The 17,691-nt window shown below is 44.3% G+C and carries 17 protein-coding genes; 7 read left to right on the forward strand and 10 right to left on the reverse strand.

Annotated elements, in window-relative coordinates; translation table 11 throughout:
- Nucleotides 1-3: 3 nt before the first annotated feature.
- The 4 genes from SWH54_12355 to SWH54_12370 are packed head-to-tail and all read right to left on the reverse strand — an operon-like array spanning nt 4 to nt 2,983.
- Complete coding sequence (locus SWH54_12355) at nt 4-576, reverse strand: 2-oxoacid:acceptor oxidoreductase family protein (GenBank protein MDY6792050.1); 573 nt, start codon at nt 574-576, stop codon at nt 4-6.
- Between the two features lie 8 nt (nt 577-584).
- Nucleotides 585-1,475 carry a 2-oxoacid:ferredoxin oxidoreductase subunit beta gene (locus tag SWH54_12360; protein MDY6792051.1) on the reverse strand — a complete coding sequence of 297 codons (891 nt, stop codon included), beginning with the start codon at nt 1,473-1,475 and terminating at the stop codon, nt 585-587.
- On the reverse strand, nt 1,472-2,650 hold the full coding sequence (locus SWH54_12365) for a 2-oxoacid:acceptor oxidoreductase subunit alpha (GenBank protein ID MDY6792052.1): 1,179 nt from the start codon (nt 2,648-2,650) through the stop codon (nt 1,472-1,474). The genes SWH54_12360 and SWH54_12365 overlap by 4 nt, the downstream gene beginning before the upstream one ends.
- A 57-nt stretch (nt 2,651-2,707) precedes the next feature.
- On the reverse strand, nt 2,708-2,983 hold the full coding sequence (locus tag SWH54_12370) for a 4Fe-4S binding protein (GenBank protein MDY6792053.1): 276 nt from the start codon (nt 2,981-2,983) through the stop codon (nt 2,708-2,710).
- A 357-nt stretch (nt 2,984-3,340) separates the two neighbouring features.
- Between SWH54_12370 and SWH54_12375 the strand changes: the two genes are divergently transcribed.
- From SWH54_12375 to SWH54_12385, 3 genes are all read left to right on the forward strand, one after another.
- Nucleotides 3,341-3,769: a cereblon family protein gene (locus SWH54_12375; protein ID MDY6792054.1), complete on the forward strand. Its 429-nt coding sequence runs from the start codon at nt 3,341-3,343 to the stop codon at nt 3,767-3,769.
- 122 nt (nt 3,770-3,891) lie between these two features.
- The gene (locus SWH54_12380; GenBank protein ID MDY6792055.1) at nt 3,892-4,338 is read left to right on the forward strand and encodes a VOC family protein; all 447 of its coding nucleotides are present in this window, start codon (nt 3,892-3,894) and stop codon (nt 4,336-4,338) included.
- A gap of 146 nt (nt 4,339-4,484) precedes the next feature.
- The gene (locus tag SWH54_12385; protein ID MDY6792056.1) at nt 4,485-5,216 is read left to right on the forward strand and encodes a murein L,D-transpeptidase family protein; all 732 of its coding nucleotides are present in this window, start codon (nt 4,485-4,487) and stop codon (nt 5,214-5,216) included.
- Between the two features lie 154 nt (nt 5,217-5,370).
- On the opposite strand, the gene SWH54_12390 is transcribed toward SWH54_12385, so the two are convergent.
- Both SWH54_12390 and SWH54_12395 read right to left on the reverse strand, forming a co-directional pair.
- Complete coding sequence (locus tag SWH54_12390) at nt 5,371-5,697, reverse strand: hypothetical protein (protein MDY6792057.1); 327 nt, start codon at nt 5,695-5,697, stop codon at nt 5,371-5,373.
- Between the two features lie 254 nt (nt 5,698-5,951).
- The gene (locus tag SWH54_12395) at nt 5,952-6,437 is read right to left on the reverse strand and encodes a hypothetical protein (GenBank protein ID MDY6792058.1); all 486 of its coding nucleotides are present in this window, start codon (nt 6,435-6,437) and stop codon (nt 5,952-5,954) included.
- Between the two features lie 351 nt (nt 6,438-6,788).
- Between SWH54_12395 and SWH54_12400 the strand changes: the two genes are divergently transcribed.
- The 4 genes from SWH54_12400 (at nt 6,789) to SWH54_12415 (ending at nt 14,087) form a co-directional block, all read left to right on the forward strand.
- Nucleotides 6,789-11,024, forward strand: coding sequence for an acyl-CoA dehydratase activase (locus SWH54_12400; GenBank protein ID MDY6792059.1), 4,236 nt, complete (start codon nt 6,789-6,791; stop codon nt 11,022-11,024).
- Nucleotides 11,021-12,238: a glycosyltransferase gene (locus SWH54_12405; protein ID MDY6792060.1), complete on the forward strand. Its 1,218-nt coding sequence runs from the start codon at nt 11,021-11,023 to the stop codon at nt 12,236-12,238. The genes SWH54_12400 and SWH54_12405 overlap by 4 nt, the downstream gene beginning before the upstream one ends.
- Before the next feature lie 209 nt (nt 12,239-12,447).
- Nucleotides 12,448-13,332 carry a nucleotidyltransferase domain-containing protein gene (locus tag SWH54_12410; protein ID MDY6792061.1) on the forward strand — a complete coding sequence of 295 codons (885 nt, stop codon included), beginning with the start codon at nt 12,448-12,450 and terminating at the stop codon, nt 13,330-13,332.
- A gap of 20 nt (nt 13,333-13,352) precedes the next feature.
- Entirely contained in the window at nt 13,353-14,087 is a 735-nt protein-coding gene (locus SWH54_12415; GenBank protein MDY6792062.1) for an MBL fold metallo-hydrolase, read from the forward strand.
- A 229-nt stretch (nt 14,088-14,316) separates the two neighbouring features.
- Here the strand turns inward: SWH54_12415 and SWH54_12420 are convergent, their stop codons facing one another.
- From SWH54_12420 to SWH54_12435, 4 genes are all read right to left on the reverse strand, one after another.
- A complete protein-coding gene (locus tag SWH54_12420) occupies nt 14,317-15,669 on the reverse strand; it encodes an aspartate aminotransferase family protein (protein ID MDY6792063.1) in 1,353 nt (450 codons plus the stop codon).
- Between the two features lie 249 nt (nt 15,670-15,918).
- Nucleotides 15,919-16,230, reverse strand: coding sequence for a TRL-like family protein (locus SWH54_12425; GenBank protein ID MDY6792064.1), 312 nt, complete (start codon nt 16,228-16,230; stop codon nt 15,919-15,921).
- Between the two features lie 130 nt (nt 16,231-16,360).
- On the reverse strand, nt 16,361-16,738 hold the full coding sequence (locus tag SWH54_12430) for a hypothetical protein (GenBank protein MDY6792065.1): 378 nt from the start codon (nt 16,736-16,738) through the stop codon (nt 16,361-16,363).
- Entirely contained in the window at nt 16,719-17,510 is a 792-nt protein-coding gene (locus SWH54_12435) for a DUF4065 domain-containing protein (GenBank protein MDY6792066.1), read from the reverse strand. The genes SWH54_12430 and SWH54_12435 overlap by 20 nt, the downstream gene beginning before the upstream one ends.
- Nucleotides 17,511-17,691 lie beyond the last annotated feature (181 nt).

Below are 17,691 nucleotides of genomic sequence, written 5' to 3' on the forward strand. Positions count from 1 at the left end.
GATTTACTTCCCCTCTTCTTTCAAATCAAGACCGTATTGAAATCCTTTTTCCATTCCGGCCAGGTTTTTCTTTTCAGTTCCCTTTGGCACTGAAATTTCGATGGTCTGCCTGAGTGAATCGTAAGAGACCAGGTCGGTAGCGGAAATTGCAAAGCTCAGCATAATGATGTTTGCCATCATCTTTACACCCATCTCCTCGGCAAATTCCGTGGCAGGTATGGAATGGGTTTTAACATCTTTTGGAACCCTATCGGGATCGATTTTTACCAGGCCGGAATCTGTAAAAAGTTTTCCCCCTTCAACCAGTCTTGGGGCGTATATATCGAAACCCTCCTGGGACATGCAGATGATAATGTGGGGTTTTTCTATATAAGGATACTCAATAGCTTCAGTAGAAACAACTACCTGTGCGGCACAGGCACCACCGCGAGCCTCAGGTCCATAGGACTGTATGAGGGTTGCATTTTTTTTCTCGAAAAGGGTCGCCGCTTTTCCCAGGATGTTCCCTGAAAGAATAATCCCCTGGCCACCGAATCCGGTAATAATGATTTCTTGGTATTGACTTTTAGCGGCCATAATGCCTCCTATCGTTGTGCAGCCATCTCTTTTTTCGGCCAGGCAGTACTTTTTAGTTCTGATGTTTTAGCAAGCCTTTCCAGAAAAGTGGGGCGTTCTGTGTCGATGAATTTTCCCAGGACCATTTTCTTCCCCTCCTCAATCACTGTTTCGTCGGGATGGACTTCGTTTTTGATCACACTGTTTTTCTGGTAAAGCTTGATCATATCCAGAGCACTTCCAAGGCGATTACGCCGTCCAAACGCCGTCGGGCATGGGGCAAGTACTTCTACAAAGGAAAAACCAGGCTTTAACAGGGCTTCCAGAATTGATTCCGCCAGCCGCCTGACGTCCAGGGAAAGCCAGCGTGCCACATAAACAGCACCACATGCTGCTGCCAGAGAGGGAAGATTTAAAGGAACTTCGGAATTTCCATACGGAGTGGTGGATGTTCTGGCGCCTGTCGGAGTATTGGCTGAGACCTGCCCCCCTGTCATCCCATAGTTCATGTTGTTTACGCAGATAACCGAAATGTTGATATTTTTTCTGGCTGCATGCAAAAAGTGATTGCCACCTATGGAGAAAAGGTCTCCTTCGCCGGAAAAAACAAACACATTCATTTCAGGTTTTGCCAGTTTAAGTCCGGTTGCAAACGGGATGGCCCGACCATGGGTGGTATGAAAAGAATCGAGGTTAAGGTATCCCGCAACCCTTCCGGTGCATCCGATTCCGGAAACAACGGCAAGTCGGTCGTAATTGATTCCTGTTTTCTTTAAAGCCGTGATACAGGATGAAAAAGCACTTCCGATGCCACACCCCGGACACCATATATGGGGGATGCGGTCTTTCCTCAGGAGTTCGTCCTTTGGATGTTTAGCAGGTGAGCGCCTGGCCGTTTTTTTGCTTGCTTTTGGTTTCATTTCCTCTTCCTTTTAGTTCCGATTTCAGGCAGGATCTTTTGTACCGCATTCGTGATTTGCTGTGGCGTATGGATACCCCCTCCGGCATGATGAATTAATTTTGTCAGGGCCTGTCCGGATGCGCATCGTTCCACTTCAAGGGCGATCTGACCGAAATTTACTTCCGGCACCACAAAGGCTTTTGCCTTTTTTGCCAACTTCCTGATCAAATCTTCGGCAAACGGCCAGATGGTGTTAAGCTTAAGCAAACCGACTTTGAGGCCATCATCGCGCAAATCGCGCATGGCCTTTAGCGCGGGCCTGACGGAAGATCCGTAAGTGACGATAATAATTTTTGCTCCATCCAAGAAATGCTCCTCATAATCTATGATTGCATCTCGATTGTTGCGAATTTTGTTGATCAGGCGCGTGATTAAAACTTCCTGAGTCTGGGCATCCGGTACAGGATATCCCCTTTCATCATGGGTAAGGCCGGTAATGTGAATCTTGTATCCATCCCCCGCATCCGGCAACACAGGAATCAGGGAACTGTCGGTTTTATACGGAAGATATTTTTCTGGTGGTTTTGAAGGCTTTTTACGGTTTACCACTTTAATTTTTTCTGCAGGTGGAATAGTGACGCGTTCCAAGGTGTGGCCCACCACTTCATCGGCCATAATCAGAACCGGAATACGAAAAGTCTCGGCAAGGTTAAAGGCCCTGATGGTGAAATCAAACATTTCCTGGGGGGAACTCGGACTTATCGCTATGATTTCATAATGTCCGTGGGAACCCCATCTGGCCTGCATGATGTCCCCTTGGCCGCAGGTGGTCGGAAGACCGGTGGATGGCCCACCCCTTTGAATGTTGACTACCACGCAAGGTGTTTCGGTGATGACACCCAGGCCGATGTTTTCCATCATCAGACTGAAACCCGGGCCCGAAGTGGAAGTCATGGATTTTGCCCCGCCCCAGGCCGCGCCGAGTACCGCCGCAATGGATGCTATTTCGTCTTCCATCTGAACATAGGTGCCGTCCAGCTTCGGGAGCCGTCTGGACATTGCTTCCGCCACCTCTGTGGCCGGAGTAATGGGATATCCCGCAAAAAAATTGCATCCGGCAGCCAGAGCACCTTCAGTACATGCTTCGTCGCCGTTGATAAAATGCTCTCCGGTCAAAACTCGCTGACATGTCAATCTGTTAACCTCCTTTCAGGGTGGTAAAGCGCCTAAAGCAGATTTGCCTTGCCGGTTTTATTTGTCGTTCAAATGATCATACGAATGATCACAAAAAATGGCAAACTCCGGACAAACTTCTTCACAGAAATGGCATCCCACGCAGGCGGCAGGTTCCTCTACAACAGGCGGATGATATCCCTTTTGGTTAAACTTATCGGACATTTTTAAAACACCGCGCGGGCAAAATTCCACACAAAGACCACACCCTTTGCATCGGCTTTCGATAATATGGATCTCTGCCGGTGGCAGCAATTTCTCCCCCAAATCAAGAGGCTCTCTCCACATCTTCATGGCAACAATCCTGCTTTAAAATTTTATCGTTTATTACCGTAATATTGAATACTGGCGATTTTTCAATTTTCGTCATCTTAAACCTTGAAATACACGCTTTTGTCAACAATTAGATTGATGGTTTGGAATGAACCAATGGGTGTGAAACCTGAGCTGCCAATTGACCGCCATGCGATCGAAAATATTTTGTTAATCAAATCAAATTGTTATGAATAAGTTGTTTAAAAGTCAAAACCCCTTGGCTTTTTTTAAAAACTTTACCAAAATTCTATTTTCTGCTATTTTGCTTTTAGTTTAATTCGGCCAAAAATAGCCGAGTCACCATTCACCACCAGCAACGGACAAGCGAAACAGGAAATGATTACAAATAATAATGACAGCGGTATTTTTTTTCGACAACCGTCTGAGAAATTTAGCGGTGAAGAACCCGGTTATATTGTTGAGGGTGAAACAAAAGAGCAAGAGCCGGACACAGGCAAATTCATTCTCTGCCGCCAGTGTCATCAGGTGATAACAGGCCCGGCTGAGCGTATCGAAATGCAGGGCGCTCACCAGCATACGTTTGCCAATCCGCATGGTGTTGTTTATCATATAGGCTGTTTCAAGTCTGCTGCAGGATGTGGGTATGCGGGACCGGCATCTGATGAGTTCAGCTGGTTTAAGGGATACAGCTGGCGAGTTGCCGTCTGTGGGAATTGTCTTCTTCATTTAGGCTGGTTGTTTATTTCACCGGGTAGTGATAGTTTCAACGGGCTGATTCTTGACCATCTTATTCTGCCTGACTGAATTGGAAGAGATCCAGCTTTTAGATTTATTAAACCGGAGGTTCCTTAAATTGATAACATAAAGCAATCATTATTTTTTTACCATTTGAAAATTACTATAGGAGGTAGAAAAGGAATAAAATCATGAGATATGCTCACACCAATATTGTGGCAAGAGATTGGAAAAAATTATCAGATTTTTACATTCATGTGTTTGACTGCACGGTAAAACCACCGGTAAGAGAACTTTCCGGTGAGTGGTTGGATCAAGCCACTGGTTTATCCGGTGCAAAATTAGAGGGAGTTCATTTATTGCTGCCCGGACACGGGAACAGCGGTCCCACTTTAGAAATATTCTCTTATAAAGATACCCATGAATGTGAACCGGTCATGGCTAACTTTACCGGCTTTGCGCATATTGCATTTGAAGTCGAAGATGTTGAGAAAAAATTCAGCGATGCGCTATACAGGGGTGCTACTAAATTAGGCCAAGTTACCCGGAAAATGGTCAATGGTGTGGGTATGCTAAAATTTGTTTATTTTAGAGATCCTGAAGGAAATATAGTAGAAATGCAGTCCTGGGAGAAATAACTTTAACCCAAAAGCGAGCAATCCTCGTCAGACACTTTTCTCATTTAAGACGGAACATATTTTTGAGAATTACTATAACGTATAGCCACAGTTAAACAGGCCATACCGACAACAGTTCACCTTTCTGAACCACGAGAGAGGACACTATGAAAAAACCAATGGTGTTAGCTGCCTTACTCGCCATTTTTACAATATCGGCTCTATCAGTTGCCGGGGGGAGCATACCTTCAAGTAATCGATCACGACAGGCAGTTTTCAGGGTAAAACCACAGCTGGAAAGAGATTTTGCCCGCAAGAAGCTTAAGTTTGGTGCACCCATTTACCTCAGAATCTTCAAGGAGGAAAAAGAACTTGAAATATGGGTAAAGCAGGCCAGCCGTTTCACCCTTTTCAGAAAATTTCCTATTTGTACCTATGGTTTTGGATCGTTGGGCCCTAAAACAAGAAAGGGTGATGGACAGGCGCCGGAAGGCTTTTATTATGTAAAACCCGATCAGTTAAATCCGGTAAGCACTTTTCACCTGTCATTTAATCTGGGTTACCCAAACAGATATGATCGAATTCATCAACGAACGGGTGGGGCATTGATGGTGCATGGAGACTGTGTATCCATTGGATGTTATGCCATGACGGATAAAAAAATCGAGGAAATTTATGCGATTGCCGATGCGGCATTGAGAAATGGTCAGCCCTTTTTTAGAGTTCACATATTCCCTTTTCGCATGACGGGCAAAAACATGCAAAAGCACATGAATTCAAGGTGGTATCCATTCTGGCAGAACCTTAGGCAAGGTTATGATTTTTTTGAAAAAAAGGGAAATACTCCGCCGAATGTTGAGGTGAAAAACAAACGGTATGTGTTTAATCCGTCTGGATAAAATGCGGCTGACCACCTCAAACTGGTGGCAGCCGTGGGCTTTGTAGTTTGAACAATTAGTGTCTGTTGCCCTGGCTGCCAAACAGTATGACCTAAATTTAAGAAAAACCTGCATCCCTTCTGAAAAAAAAGCCAACAGTCTCAGGGTTCGCCGGTTACTTGGCATTATTTTTTTTAATAAATTCGCTTTCGATCTTCTGGGCCACTTCCAGGGCGGTGGTCATGGCGTCATTGATTTTAAACATTTGAACTTTTAAAGTTTTCAGCGACGCCTGCGTGGTGACAATTTGATCATCGCTGATTAAGAGCTGCTGAAGCTGTTTGGCTTTTTCGGCCAGACTGGACATCTTAATGGCAAAGGTACCGATTTCTTCCGCCCATTTCATACGATCTTGATCTTCAAATGCCATTTGTCCGTTGGCTATGCCTTCTTCCAGTATTTCGATGCCGTATTCTTTCGCATCTGCAATAATTTCCCACATGGTGGTCTCCTTTCAATAAGTTGTTTCAAACCCGCAACCCTTTTTCCCGGCTTGTCACCAAACTTAGCAACAGCTAGATTCGTATTATGTAAAATTCAGAGAAGATTGTCGGGTGGTTCCTTTAAATTTTTCAAGGTTAATCTGATACAATATACGCTGCTTTTAAACCATAAATCAAGAAAATAAGTCTGATCCACTTATCAGGTCATCTGATTGGTTAACACTATACAGAGGATATCACCCTGGCTGCCTGATTAAGTCCTGGTCAATCTCTTGCCTGTTTCCAGGAAATAGTTCATCGATTTTTCCCAAAAGATGACCGCTTCAAGAAATGAGTCTTCGGTGAAACGATTGATGAAGTCGTTTCCTTCAGGGGTAATGCCGGTGTACGTATAGGAAACATCTACGTACGAACTGTTCCCATCTTTGGATGTCACCGCTATTTTGAGCACACATGTTCTGGAGCGATGAGTAAACCGAACAAATTCAACTTGATATGATTTGGGATTATGTTTGGTGACGGTCCATATCGTATCCTCTTCACCTTCACATGGCGTACTGAATACAGCCCCCTCTTCAACAAAGCCGGATTTAGAATAGATCATGTTATACTGCCAGCCATCCAGCCACTCAGCCTCACGCACCGGGCACAGGAGCGGGAACACTTTTTCCGGTGTGGCATGGATGGTTTGTCGATATTCTCTGCTTATTCTTTTGGGATTAAATTGGATGTTTTCCATCACCAGGCTCCTCTTTTATTGATTGCCCTAACCAATAAACCCGGCAGGTCGGGCCATTTTCTCACTAGAATTCTTTTCCGGATACAATAGTAGACAGACGTATAATCTTATGGCACTGAACCTTACGGAATGCAATACCATTTGCCATGGAAATCATGCCGCATTGGGGTACTTAAAACTTTTGCTGGTAGGATGTTCGTTTTTATTGAAAAAGTGACGGTGATATGTCACGCTGATATAGACTGAAAAATTGATTTTCCCCTGCCGAGGTGCGGAAAAATCTGCCATCTGGAATTGGGTTGTTGAACATGGCCCTTGTAATCATTAAAACGATCTACAAAGAGATGATCCATGAAACCCCCTTATAATATCCTGGCTGTCGACATTGGTTCGGTTTCCATCGGCGTAGTCGAGATAAATCCTTTAAAAGAAGTCATAAACAGTGCGTATGTGTTTCATCAAGGTAAAATTGTTGAAAAGCTATTCCGCATTCTAAAAGAATTTGATCTTTCGGCCATTTGCGGGATTGCGGCCACCACCTCCACTCCGGACATCATCCGAACCAGCGGCCGCTTTGACAATCCTGTGGCAGTGATTGAAGCTTGCCGGCAATTTAACCCCTCGATCGGATCAATTTTAATGGTTGGCGGTGAAAAATTTGGGGTGGTTCGTTTTGATGACGAAGGGAATTACACCGGTTATAAAGCCAATACATCATGCGCAGCCGGAACCGGGAGTTTTCTTGACCAGCAGGCACAACGGCTGAACTTAGACAGTATTGAGGAGTTGAGCCGAATCGCTTTTGAAAATGATGGTGCTCTGCCCAAAATTGCTTCCCGTTGCGCCGTGTTTGCCAAAACCGATCTGGTTCATGCCCAGCAGGAAGGCTATACCTTAGATGAGATCTGCGACGGTCTGTGCCACGGTCTGGCCAAAAATATTGTGGATACACTTTTCACCGGAGAAACACACCGGTCACCCATTATTTTTACCGGCGGTGTATCTAGAAACCAGTCTGTTGCCGGGCATATCAGTGAGTTAATCGGAGAAGATGTGGTGGTAAACGATATGTCTCATCTGTTCGGCGCGATCGGTGCCGGATTAAAGCTTATGGCTGAATGGCAGGGACAAAAATCGCTGAAAATTCAATCTGCCAAAGAAATACTGATCCAGCCTATCTCCCGAAAAAAATACGCTTACCAGCCATTATCACTTATTTTGAGTCAATATCCTGACTTTACTGCGGCGGACTCTTATGTTTACCCTGGTGATGTTGCCGGCAAACAGAACCGGGTGGAGGTGGATATTTATCAAGAATTATCACCGGGAGATACCTATGATGTTTACTTGGGAATGGATATCGGTTCCACCAGTACAAAAGCAGTATTGCTGGACCCCCACAAGACGGTTTTAGCCGGATACTATACTTATACTGCCGGTCGCCCGATTGAAGCGGTGCAGAACCTGTTTGCCGCAATGGATGATGTGATTCACCAGAAGGGGATTCATTTCAATATTATCGCTGCCGGTACCACCGGCTCGGGGCGAAAGTTGGCTGGAAAAATCATCGGAGCAGATTTGGTGATTGATGAGATCACTGCCCATGCCAAATCCGCGTGCAACCTTGATCCAAACGTGGATACCATCATCGAAATCGGTGGACAAGATTCGAAATTCACCACTTTAAAAAACCAGCAGGTCACATTCTCCATTATGAACACCGTATGTGCCGCCGGTACCGGCAGCTTTATTGAAGAGCAGGCCAAAAAACTGGGATGTCCTCTATCCGACTATTCAGCCCGCACGGAAAATCAACGATCACCGATTACCAGTGATCGTTGCACCGTATTCATGGAAAGAGATTTAAACCATCTGCTATCCGAAGGATACAGTGTGAATGAGGTCCTGGCATCCGTGCTTCATGCCATTTGCGAAAATTACCTCACCAAGGTGGCTATTGAAAACAGCATCGGTCAAATCGTATTTTTTCAAGGTGCCACTGCCAAAAACAGGGCTTTGGTGGCGGCTTTTGAGCAACGGCTTAACAAACCGATCCACGTATCAAGATATTGTCATTTAACCGGTGCACTTGGCACCGCGTTAATGCTGGCTGAACAGGAAAAGTTGCCGTCCCGATTCAGAGGTATCCATTTGTACAAAAAAAAGATTCCGGTGACTTCTGAAGTCTGCGAACTGTGCACCAACCACTGTAAAATAACCGTGGCGCATTTACATCATACCCCGGTGGCTTATGGTTTTTTATGTGGCCGTGATTATGAAACGAAAAAATTTGTCAACAACAATCGTTCCGGGTTTGATCTGCTGAAAGAACATAAAAAAGCCTTTATTGAAACTAAAACAAAAAAAAAGCCATTGACCATAGGCATCCCGGCGGCACTGCATCTTTATGAAGACCTGCCCTTATGGCAAACATTTTTCAAGCGGTTAAATATCAAAACAGTTACCAGTGCTTCCTGCCATGATGCCATGAAAAAAGGCAAAAACCTGACCGGCGCTGAATTTTGTGCGCCAATGACCGCCTGGCACTGGCATGTCCATTATTTACTGGAACTGGCTGATGGATCAAATAAAACCGGCGCTCCGGATTACATCTTTTTACCGGTTTATCTGGAAAAAAAAACCGGCGAGAAAGATACCCGCCGGCAGTATTGCTACTACACCCAATATGCCACGCCGTTGGCAATGAGTATCGGTAAAGAAAAGCAAAGAAAACGGTTCTTAACCCCGTTGGTGAATTATCTGTATAACCCCTATCATACCAAAGTACAGTTGTATCGAATGCTGAAACCGATTGTCACCGGTAATCTCAATTTCTTTGAAGTGGCCGCTGCCTATGATCAGGCCCTGAAATTTAAACAGGCCGGTATACAGAATCTTAAAACGATTTATCACCAAGAATCCCAAACAGCAGATGGTATTCATGTGGTATTATTGGGACGTCCCTATACCGTGCTGTCCAAATCTATGAATAAAGGAATTCCAGGTATATTTGCTGCGTTAGGCATTCGAACGTTTTCCTATGACATGCTTTCGCCCGATAAAAAGGATTTTGCAGCCATTGAACCACTTCTCAACGAGTTGCCTTGGTATTATGCGTCCGAGATATTAAGAGCCGCCGAAAAAGCCGCCCGGACTCCCGGTGCCTATCCGGTGCTGGTCACCTCTTTTAAATGTTCGCCGGATTCATTTATCACCGATTATTTTAAAAAGATAATGGAAGCCCACCATAAACCGTATTTAATTCTTCAGCTGGACGAGCACGATTCCAGTGTCGGGTATGAAACCCGCATCGAGGCAGGAATCCGATCTTTTCAAAACCACTGGTCCCAAAGCAAAGGCAGGAAAACGGCCAAACCTGTAGCCTATCCATCGTCGTTGATACCAAAGACTGAAACACAACTAACCGGCAAGACCTTGATTATTCCCAACTGGGATGATATCTCTCTGAACCTGATAGTGGCCAACCTTAGAAACAGCGGCATTGACGCCCGCGTACTGGAAGAAACCGAAACCAGTATTCAAAAAAGCCTGCGGTATAATACCGGCCAGTGTATTCCACTGAGCATCATCGCTCAGGAATTCATCGATTATGTGAAAAAGCATCACCTGGACCCGGCCAAAACCATACTGTGGAATCCCCATTCCAGCCTGGCCTGTAATTTGTGTTTGTATCCCCATCACATCCGCACCATCCTTCATGCGTATGGTCATGGCATGGAAAAGGCCAGCGTTTATAAAGGCGCCATTTCGTTTGCAGATATCTCGCTTAAATTGCCCATCAACACCTATTTTGCGTATATGTTTGGCGGAATGCTCCGCAAGATGGGCTGTAAAATCCGGCCCTATGAAATCAAACCCGGGATCACAGACCGAACCATCCAAAAAAGTGTCCAGATTCTGTCTGATGCTTTTTACGGTAAATCCTCAAAGGAAAATGCCGTGGCAAGTGTGGTGGATCTTTTTGCGGAAATTGAAACCAAACCGGAAAAAAATCGTCCCAAGGTGGCCATTTTCGGCGATTTGTACCTGCGGGACAATGAAGTGATGAACCAGGATTTAATCCGCTTTATTGAAAGAAACGGTGGCGAAGTCATTACCACGCCCTACAGTTCATACACCAAAATGGTCGCCAACCAATATTTACGCAAATGGTTTATTGAAGGACAATATCTAAGCGTACTCACCAGCAAAGCCCTGGTGGCCACCATCAGTCAATTGGAAAAAATATACGCCAAATATTTTGGACGCATTTTAAAAGAGCCGGTACCCGAATACAATGAATCTGCCGAGAAAATTTTGTCCGCCTATAATGTCCGCATTGAAAATACCGGCGAATCCATGGACAACATTATGAAGATCTATTATTTGACCAAGCTTCATCCGGACATTTCTCTGTTTGTGCAAGTCAGCCCGGCGTTTTGCTGTCCGGCCTTAATTACTGAGGCCATGGCCAGGGATATTAAAACCAATACCGGCATTCCTGTGGTTTCCATCACTTACGATGGTACCCGCAGCAATAAAAACGACGTCATCATTCCCTATTTAAACTATGCGAGCCACGCATGAAAATAGTTCTGGCAACCTTTGGTTCTCGCGGCGATGTTCAACCAATGATGGCCCTCTCGTTGGCCCTGAAAGCGGCCGGGCACGATATCCTTTTGGCCGGACCTCCTGAAAAGGCGAGGTGGGCAAAGCAGGCCGGATGCCCCTTTTACCCTCTGGGAGGGGATGTGACTGCCTTCATCGATGGGATGGAGAATGCCCATTCGTTCCGTTCCGGTATTTGTTTTATTCATTATGTCCGTAAAGAATTGATTTCCCAATTCGAAATTTTTAACAAAATCATCACCGGGGCGGATCTGGCTGTGGGTGCATCTTTGGTATTTGGCTTATCCACCGTGGCCGAGCTAATGGGTATTGAGTACCGCTATATCGCATTTACACCACAACTTTTACCCTCTGGGTGTTATCCTTTCCCGGCTTTCAAACATCACGGATTTCCTAAATGGTATAACCGAATGACCTGGGAAACGGCCAAGGTGCTTGATAAGTTCAATTTAACCCGGCTAATTAATATGAGGCGTAAGGAGTTCGGATTAAAACCCGTCCAAGATGCCTGGCAGCATATTTTGAGTAGAAAGGTAATCGTGGCTTCCGACCGGGTGATTGGCCAGGTCCCAGAAGACGTTGATGTCGCCTTTACTCAAACCGGCTACTTGCATTTAAACCAGCCGGATCAACATCTTCCTAAATTAGAAGCGTTCTTAAAGGATGGTCCGGCTCCTGTTTTTGCAGGCTTTGGAAGTATGCCAAAACAGGATCAGACCAGGCTTGTCCCAATGATTGTACAGGCTGTACGGTCAATCGGACAGCGAGTAGTTATTGGCAAATTTTGGGACGAGCCGTCCGAATTTTCAAGTTCAAACGATGTCTTTTTTATCAGGAGATATCCGCATTTAAAACTTTTTCCCCGTATGGCAGCGGTGATCCATCACGGTGGGGCAGGCACTACCGCCACCTCTGCAATCAGTGGTGTCCCTCAAATCATCGTTCCTCATATACTGGATCAATATTACTGGGGGCATCAGATATATCAATCCTATCTTGGCCCAAAACCGATATGGCGATCAAGGTTAACCCCCCAAAAACTTTCAGCAGCTATCGAAGAATGCCTGTCAAATGATCTGATCATCCAAAAAGCCAGGGTGGCCTCAGAAATGATCAACCCGCAGAGCAGTTTGGATGCGGCAGTCTGCGAAGTATTAAAAAGCAAGGGTTGACACGGTATCGAAGACATCCGAGGAGTCCCTAATATTGAAGCTGTCTAATTGTTGCACAGATTCAAGTTATGTATTGTATCAAAAAATCATTTGCTTTAATATATACTGAATGATGACAGCTCCATACATTGCAAATATGATAGGAAGCTTAGAGAGATTCCGTTTGCTAAAAAAGCTTAAGCCAACGGTATTGACTGTTGGGATGCATCATGAGTGAAATACAAAGTCTTAAAGCAGCGGCTCAAAAAAGCGGCTTGGGTCCACAATCGGCGCAGGGCCAATGGGCAATAAACGAAATAAAGGCCAAGCTCGATTCTTATAAAAAATGGATTCATACCTTACTGATGTTTGGCAGCTATGCTTTAAGTCAAGCCGGGCGACATTCGGATATCGATTTTTTGGTTCTGATGAAAAAAGGGAAGCATGTCGGCGGATTTCATAAAACTTTGCTTGATCTTAAACTGGCTTTGAGAAAAAAAAGCAAAGATCCGGTTGAGATCCAGATTGTATCTTTTGATGAAAAGTCGATTAAATGTCTGTTTAAACTTTCGATGCCATTGGCTCATGCAATCCGACATGGTGTGGTCATATGGGATGACGGGTGGTTCGAAACACTGCTGTCGAGGCCATATCCCAAATGGCCGGATAGAGGAGCCGCTGTAAAGGCTTTTACCCAATGGATTGTGCCGTTGTACTATCGTTGTTCCATAGACTTAAAACGAGAGATATCGGCACATCACGGGCCGGTTGGCATTTGCACCCAACAGGGCAAATGTATCGGTCATCCCGATGGTGATCTGCCGGCAAGAGTGATTTCAAGGATGCTTTATGTGACTTTGCCTGACAGGGGTTTTCTTCCTCTTTGTAAACCCGAAGTCATAAATATGGCAGTTGAAAGTTACGGAAGGAAAGCATGGCGACCTGTTTGCCTGGCCTTCAATATTCTCCAAAAGGATCGTTTGATTACCTTTGGTGAATTTCAGGTGTTGTTCTCATTTGCTAAAACACTCTTTGACGAATGTATCCGGATCTGCGGACCTGAAAATCCTGAAGTTATAAAGTCGCTTTCACGTGAGTATCAAGGGGGAAATTAGTAAAAACAAGGAGGTGTCATATGACCAGATTATTTATAACAGCCAATTTGTTTGCTGCCTTTTTTGCCTTTACTGCTTTTGCACAAGGATTTGAAAGGGACATTATAAAAACATCCGCCGGTAATTTGGAAATTACTTTTATCGGCCATGGTACGCTGATGTTTACTTTTGACGGGAAGGTGATTCATATTGATCCGTGGACCAGGCTGGCCGATTATTCCAACATGCCGAAAGCCGATATGATTCTTTTGACCCATGAGCATCGTGATCACCTGGATCTGAAAGCGCTGGAGCTCATCCGAACGGACAAAAGCTTTTTGGTATTAACCGAAACCTGCGCAGGCCGGGTTAAGGGCGGTATGGTGATGAAGAATGGAGATATCAGAACCGTGGGAGGGTTAAAAATTGAGGCTGTACCGGCCTATAATATCGTGCATATGCGGAGTGAAGGCATGCCTTTCCATCCAAAGGGCATCGGTAATGGCTATGTGATTACCTTTGGCGACAAGCGGGTTTATGTGGCGGGTGATACCGAAAACATTCCGGAAATGAAAGAGCTTAAAGGGATAGACATTGCATTCCTGCCCATGAACCTGCCGTACACCATGACGCCGGAAATGGTGGCCGACGCTGTGAGGGTATTCAAACCGAAAATTCTTTATCCCTATCACTATGGTGATACGGATACATCAAAGATTGTGAATTTACTAAAAGGTATGGAAGGAATAGAAGTGCGCATTAGGAAAATGAAGTAGTAAAAGTTTCTTCCTTCCATATATGTCTTATGTGAACTACGAGAGACATCATTTAATAATCTTATGTCCCTAAATCATCGTTTCCCATATACTTGATCAATATTACTGGGGGTATCAGGTGTATCAATCCCACTAAATCGGACTTTTTATGAACTCATCAATATCAGGTTTTTTAAAATATTCCTCTGCTCCAGCCTCATCAAACTATTGCGCTTTACTTGAGACACCGTCAGTGTACTTTTTGCTCCAGTTGGGAGAGAGACACATCCAGTTTTTCTACCAGCTCGTCAATTTCTTCTTCGCTGATTATAAGGGGCGGGCAAATGAGAAAGTGGTTGCCCTGCACACCGTCGATACTCCCAGCTCCGGGATAGATGATCAACCCATTTTTCATAGCCACACTCCCTAACTGCTTGCTAACCTTCAGGTCAGGAGAAAAGGGTGCATTGGTTTCCTGATCGTGAACCAGTTCGATTCCCAATAAGAGACCCTTGCCTCGCACATCGCCTATCGTGGTATGTTTTTTCCGAAGAGCACCAATTCTAAGGAACAAAATTTCGCCCATTTGAGCCGATCTGTTGACTAGGTCATCTTCGACGAGAATATCTAGTACCGCCAAAGAGGTCGCCGTAGAAAGAGGGTTGGATGCGTAGGTAAAAATATGTTCGAATGCACTACCTTTGTCTTCAAAGACTCGGCGGTATCTGTCATTGACAACAACCGCGCCCAGGGGAGTGTAACCGCCGCCCAGGCTCTTAGCTAACGTCATCATGTCTGGTACGGCAGACCAATGGTCAATGCCAAAGTTCTTACCCGTCCGACCCAGTCCGGTGATAACCTCGTCTGCGATGAACAGGACACCATACTTAGAGCAAATCTCGCGGATGCGAGGGAAATACTCCGGTGGCGGTACCGTTGCGCCACTAGCCGAGCCTACCACCGGCTCGGCGATAAAAGCGGAGACCTTATTCGGACCTGCTTTGAGGATAGCTTTCTCCAATTCTTGAGCACAGGCTAGGTCGCAGCCGGGATATTCTTGACCAAAGGGGCAGCGATAGCAATAAGACGGCGCAATATGAGGAAAATCGAGGAGTAAGGGGAGGTATTTATCTCGACGTCCGCTCATACCGGTAGCTGAGAGAGCGCCCAGAGTCGCGCCGTGATAACTTTGTCGGCGGGCGACGACCAGATGTCTGTCGGGTTGCCCGGTTTCTATGTGATATTGGCGTGCCAGCTTGATCGCCGTCTCAACGGCTTCGGACCCACCGGAGACAAAGTGAATCTGATTCAAATCGCCCGGAGTTAGACCTGCCAATCGTTCTGCCAGTAGTTGCGAGGGCTGATTGGCAAAGATGTTGGAGATGCAATAGGGCAATTCTCTGGCCTGCCGCTGCATCGCTTCGATAACTTCCTCTCGCCCGTAGCCAACATTCACCACTGCGATGCCAGCGATGGCATCCAAGTACTTTTTGCCGGATTCATCGAACAAATAAACACCCTCGCCTCGCACCAAAACAGGTGCCTGCAAGATTTGGTCAGGAGTCAACTCCCCAGGAAAGACTTGTCCAATTTTGTATGTCATGTTTATTCTATTTTTCTTCTGATTAAACCATTTCAGGTGCTATTTTAAGGGGCCTAAGTTATTGTGTTGAAACTTTATACTATTAAAGAAAATGTATTCTGGCAATTCATTTTGATAATTAATGTAATTTTCTAGCCTATGGGTGTCGCAACTCAATTGCCTATTCGGACAAATCAACCGCGTTAATGAGGGGTATTGCATCTCACCGACATCGGATGTACTCATTTATTCAGCGGTTGTTTAATGGGGTTATTCTCCGTAAACGGTGGTCTTGTATGTGCCGATGATCCCCAGGATGTTCTTTACATCATAATCAACATGATACACTTTGGTTATGTCACCGTTCTTTTTAGCAGTTTCAATGCTGGCATCGCCAATCGCAACGGCACCAAGAATACTGGTACATTGGGATGTGCCTATTTTGGTTGCGGTTCCGCTGTTTGCGGTGGCTGTCACTGGAAGTTTTATATTGGTGTAGATAGAACCGGCAGGGAAAAGGGTCGCACAGCCCGTTACGAATAGAAATGAACATAATGTAAGGATTGCCATAGATTTTTTCATTTTTTCCTCCTTTTTTTGGTTTTTCTCAAATTAGTTGGAGAAGAGGGTCCAGGGGTTCGGGGATTCCAGGCTTCGTTTTTGGCTACGCCCAGGAAGCAAGGGGTCAAGTGCTTTTCCGCCTCAGCCTTTCCTACTTATGCTTGTAATATTTCATAATTCGTTTTTCGTCTTCGTTTGTCTTATCGCCTTTAAAATAGATTTCAATAAACTCAATAACGTCTTCATTCTCATAATATGCATAGATGATTCTTATGCCGCTCATTGCTCCACGTCCTTTTAGAGCTTTGCAGGCAAATTTTCTTGCTTTGTATATCTTAGGAGTTTCAATTCCTAACTTCGGAATATGAACAACGCCTTTATTGTTCACTCCCAGCTTATGAGTAAGTTTGAGCTGTTTATTAATAAAAGTTTCCATATCATCATGAAGGGTTTTAAACCTTTTGGTCAGCTTTTTGAAATCTTTGTCAAATTCAGGAAGTCTCCGTACTTCAGTAAATATTTTCTTCACTATAATTCCTCACTGAATACGGGGAAGTCCGATAAAATACCGATTCATATTCAATCACTTCCCCATCCTCGGTGGTTTGCCAGGGAACATCGTTGTGGGAGTACTCACTAATTTCAGAAGCACTCATATTCGATAAATTGCTTAAAACATCATCAATCATTTCTTTTTCGTGCGCTTTGAACTGGGTAAGATCGGATTTTCTTAAAGGTAAATATTTAGTCTGAGGATATTGAAAATATTTTTCTTTCACCTTTACCAAGTCTTTACCCTCCATTTCACTTACAACCTTTATGAATTCTTTGGGCGTGGGTCCATGATGGTTTTTGATATAGGTTGCTCCTATTAATTGCTCCTCATATTTCTCATAAAAGTTAAAATCTATAAAATAAAGAAGTTTATATAAAACGGTTTCCCCTACATTTGGTTTAGACCCCACCTGCTCAAGAATATAAATTAATACCTCCTTGAATTTTTGCAGGTTCCGTTGAGGAACGCTAATTCTAATTTCTTGTTTTTTTTTGGTTTTCTTCATGACTTTTTCAAAAATAATCTCAATATCCTTTTTAACATCTAACAGTACATCCGTAGGAATATTAAACATTTTAGCAAACCTAACTATTTCTTGGGCACTAATTTTTCTGCTCCCGTTTTCTATCTGAGAAATAGCGACCCTACTTATTTCCAATTTAATGGCCAATGCTTCTTGAGATAAGCCTATTTTTTCTCTTATCTTTTTAATCTTTACACCTAGATTTTTATAAAACCTATCCATGATTTTATTTCCTCCTTTTAAAGATACTTTAAAACATGTTAGATTTTATGTCAAGAAAATGTTATATTATCTAACAGGTATTAAAAATATGGGTTTTTTATTTTAGGTCAACAGATAAAAAAGAAGGCAATGATCATGTAAAGCCGGCCAGCACGGGATGCATAAAATATGGAGACATTTT

Source organism: Thermodesulfobacteriota bacterium, assembly GCA_034189135.1.
In the GTDB taxonomy this organism is placed as follows: Bacteria; Desulfobacterota; Desulfobacteria; order Desulfobacterales; family JAUWMJ01; genus JAUWMJ01.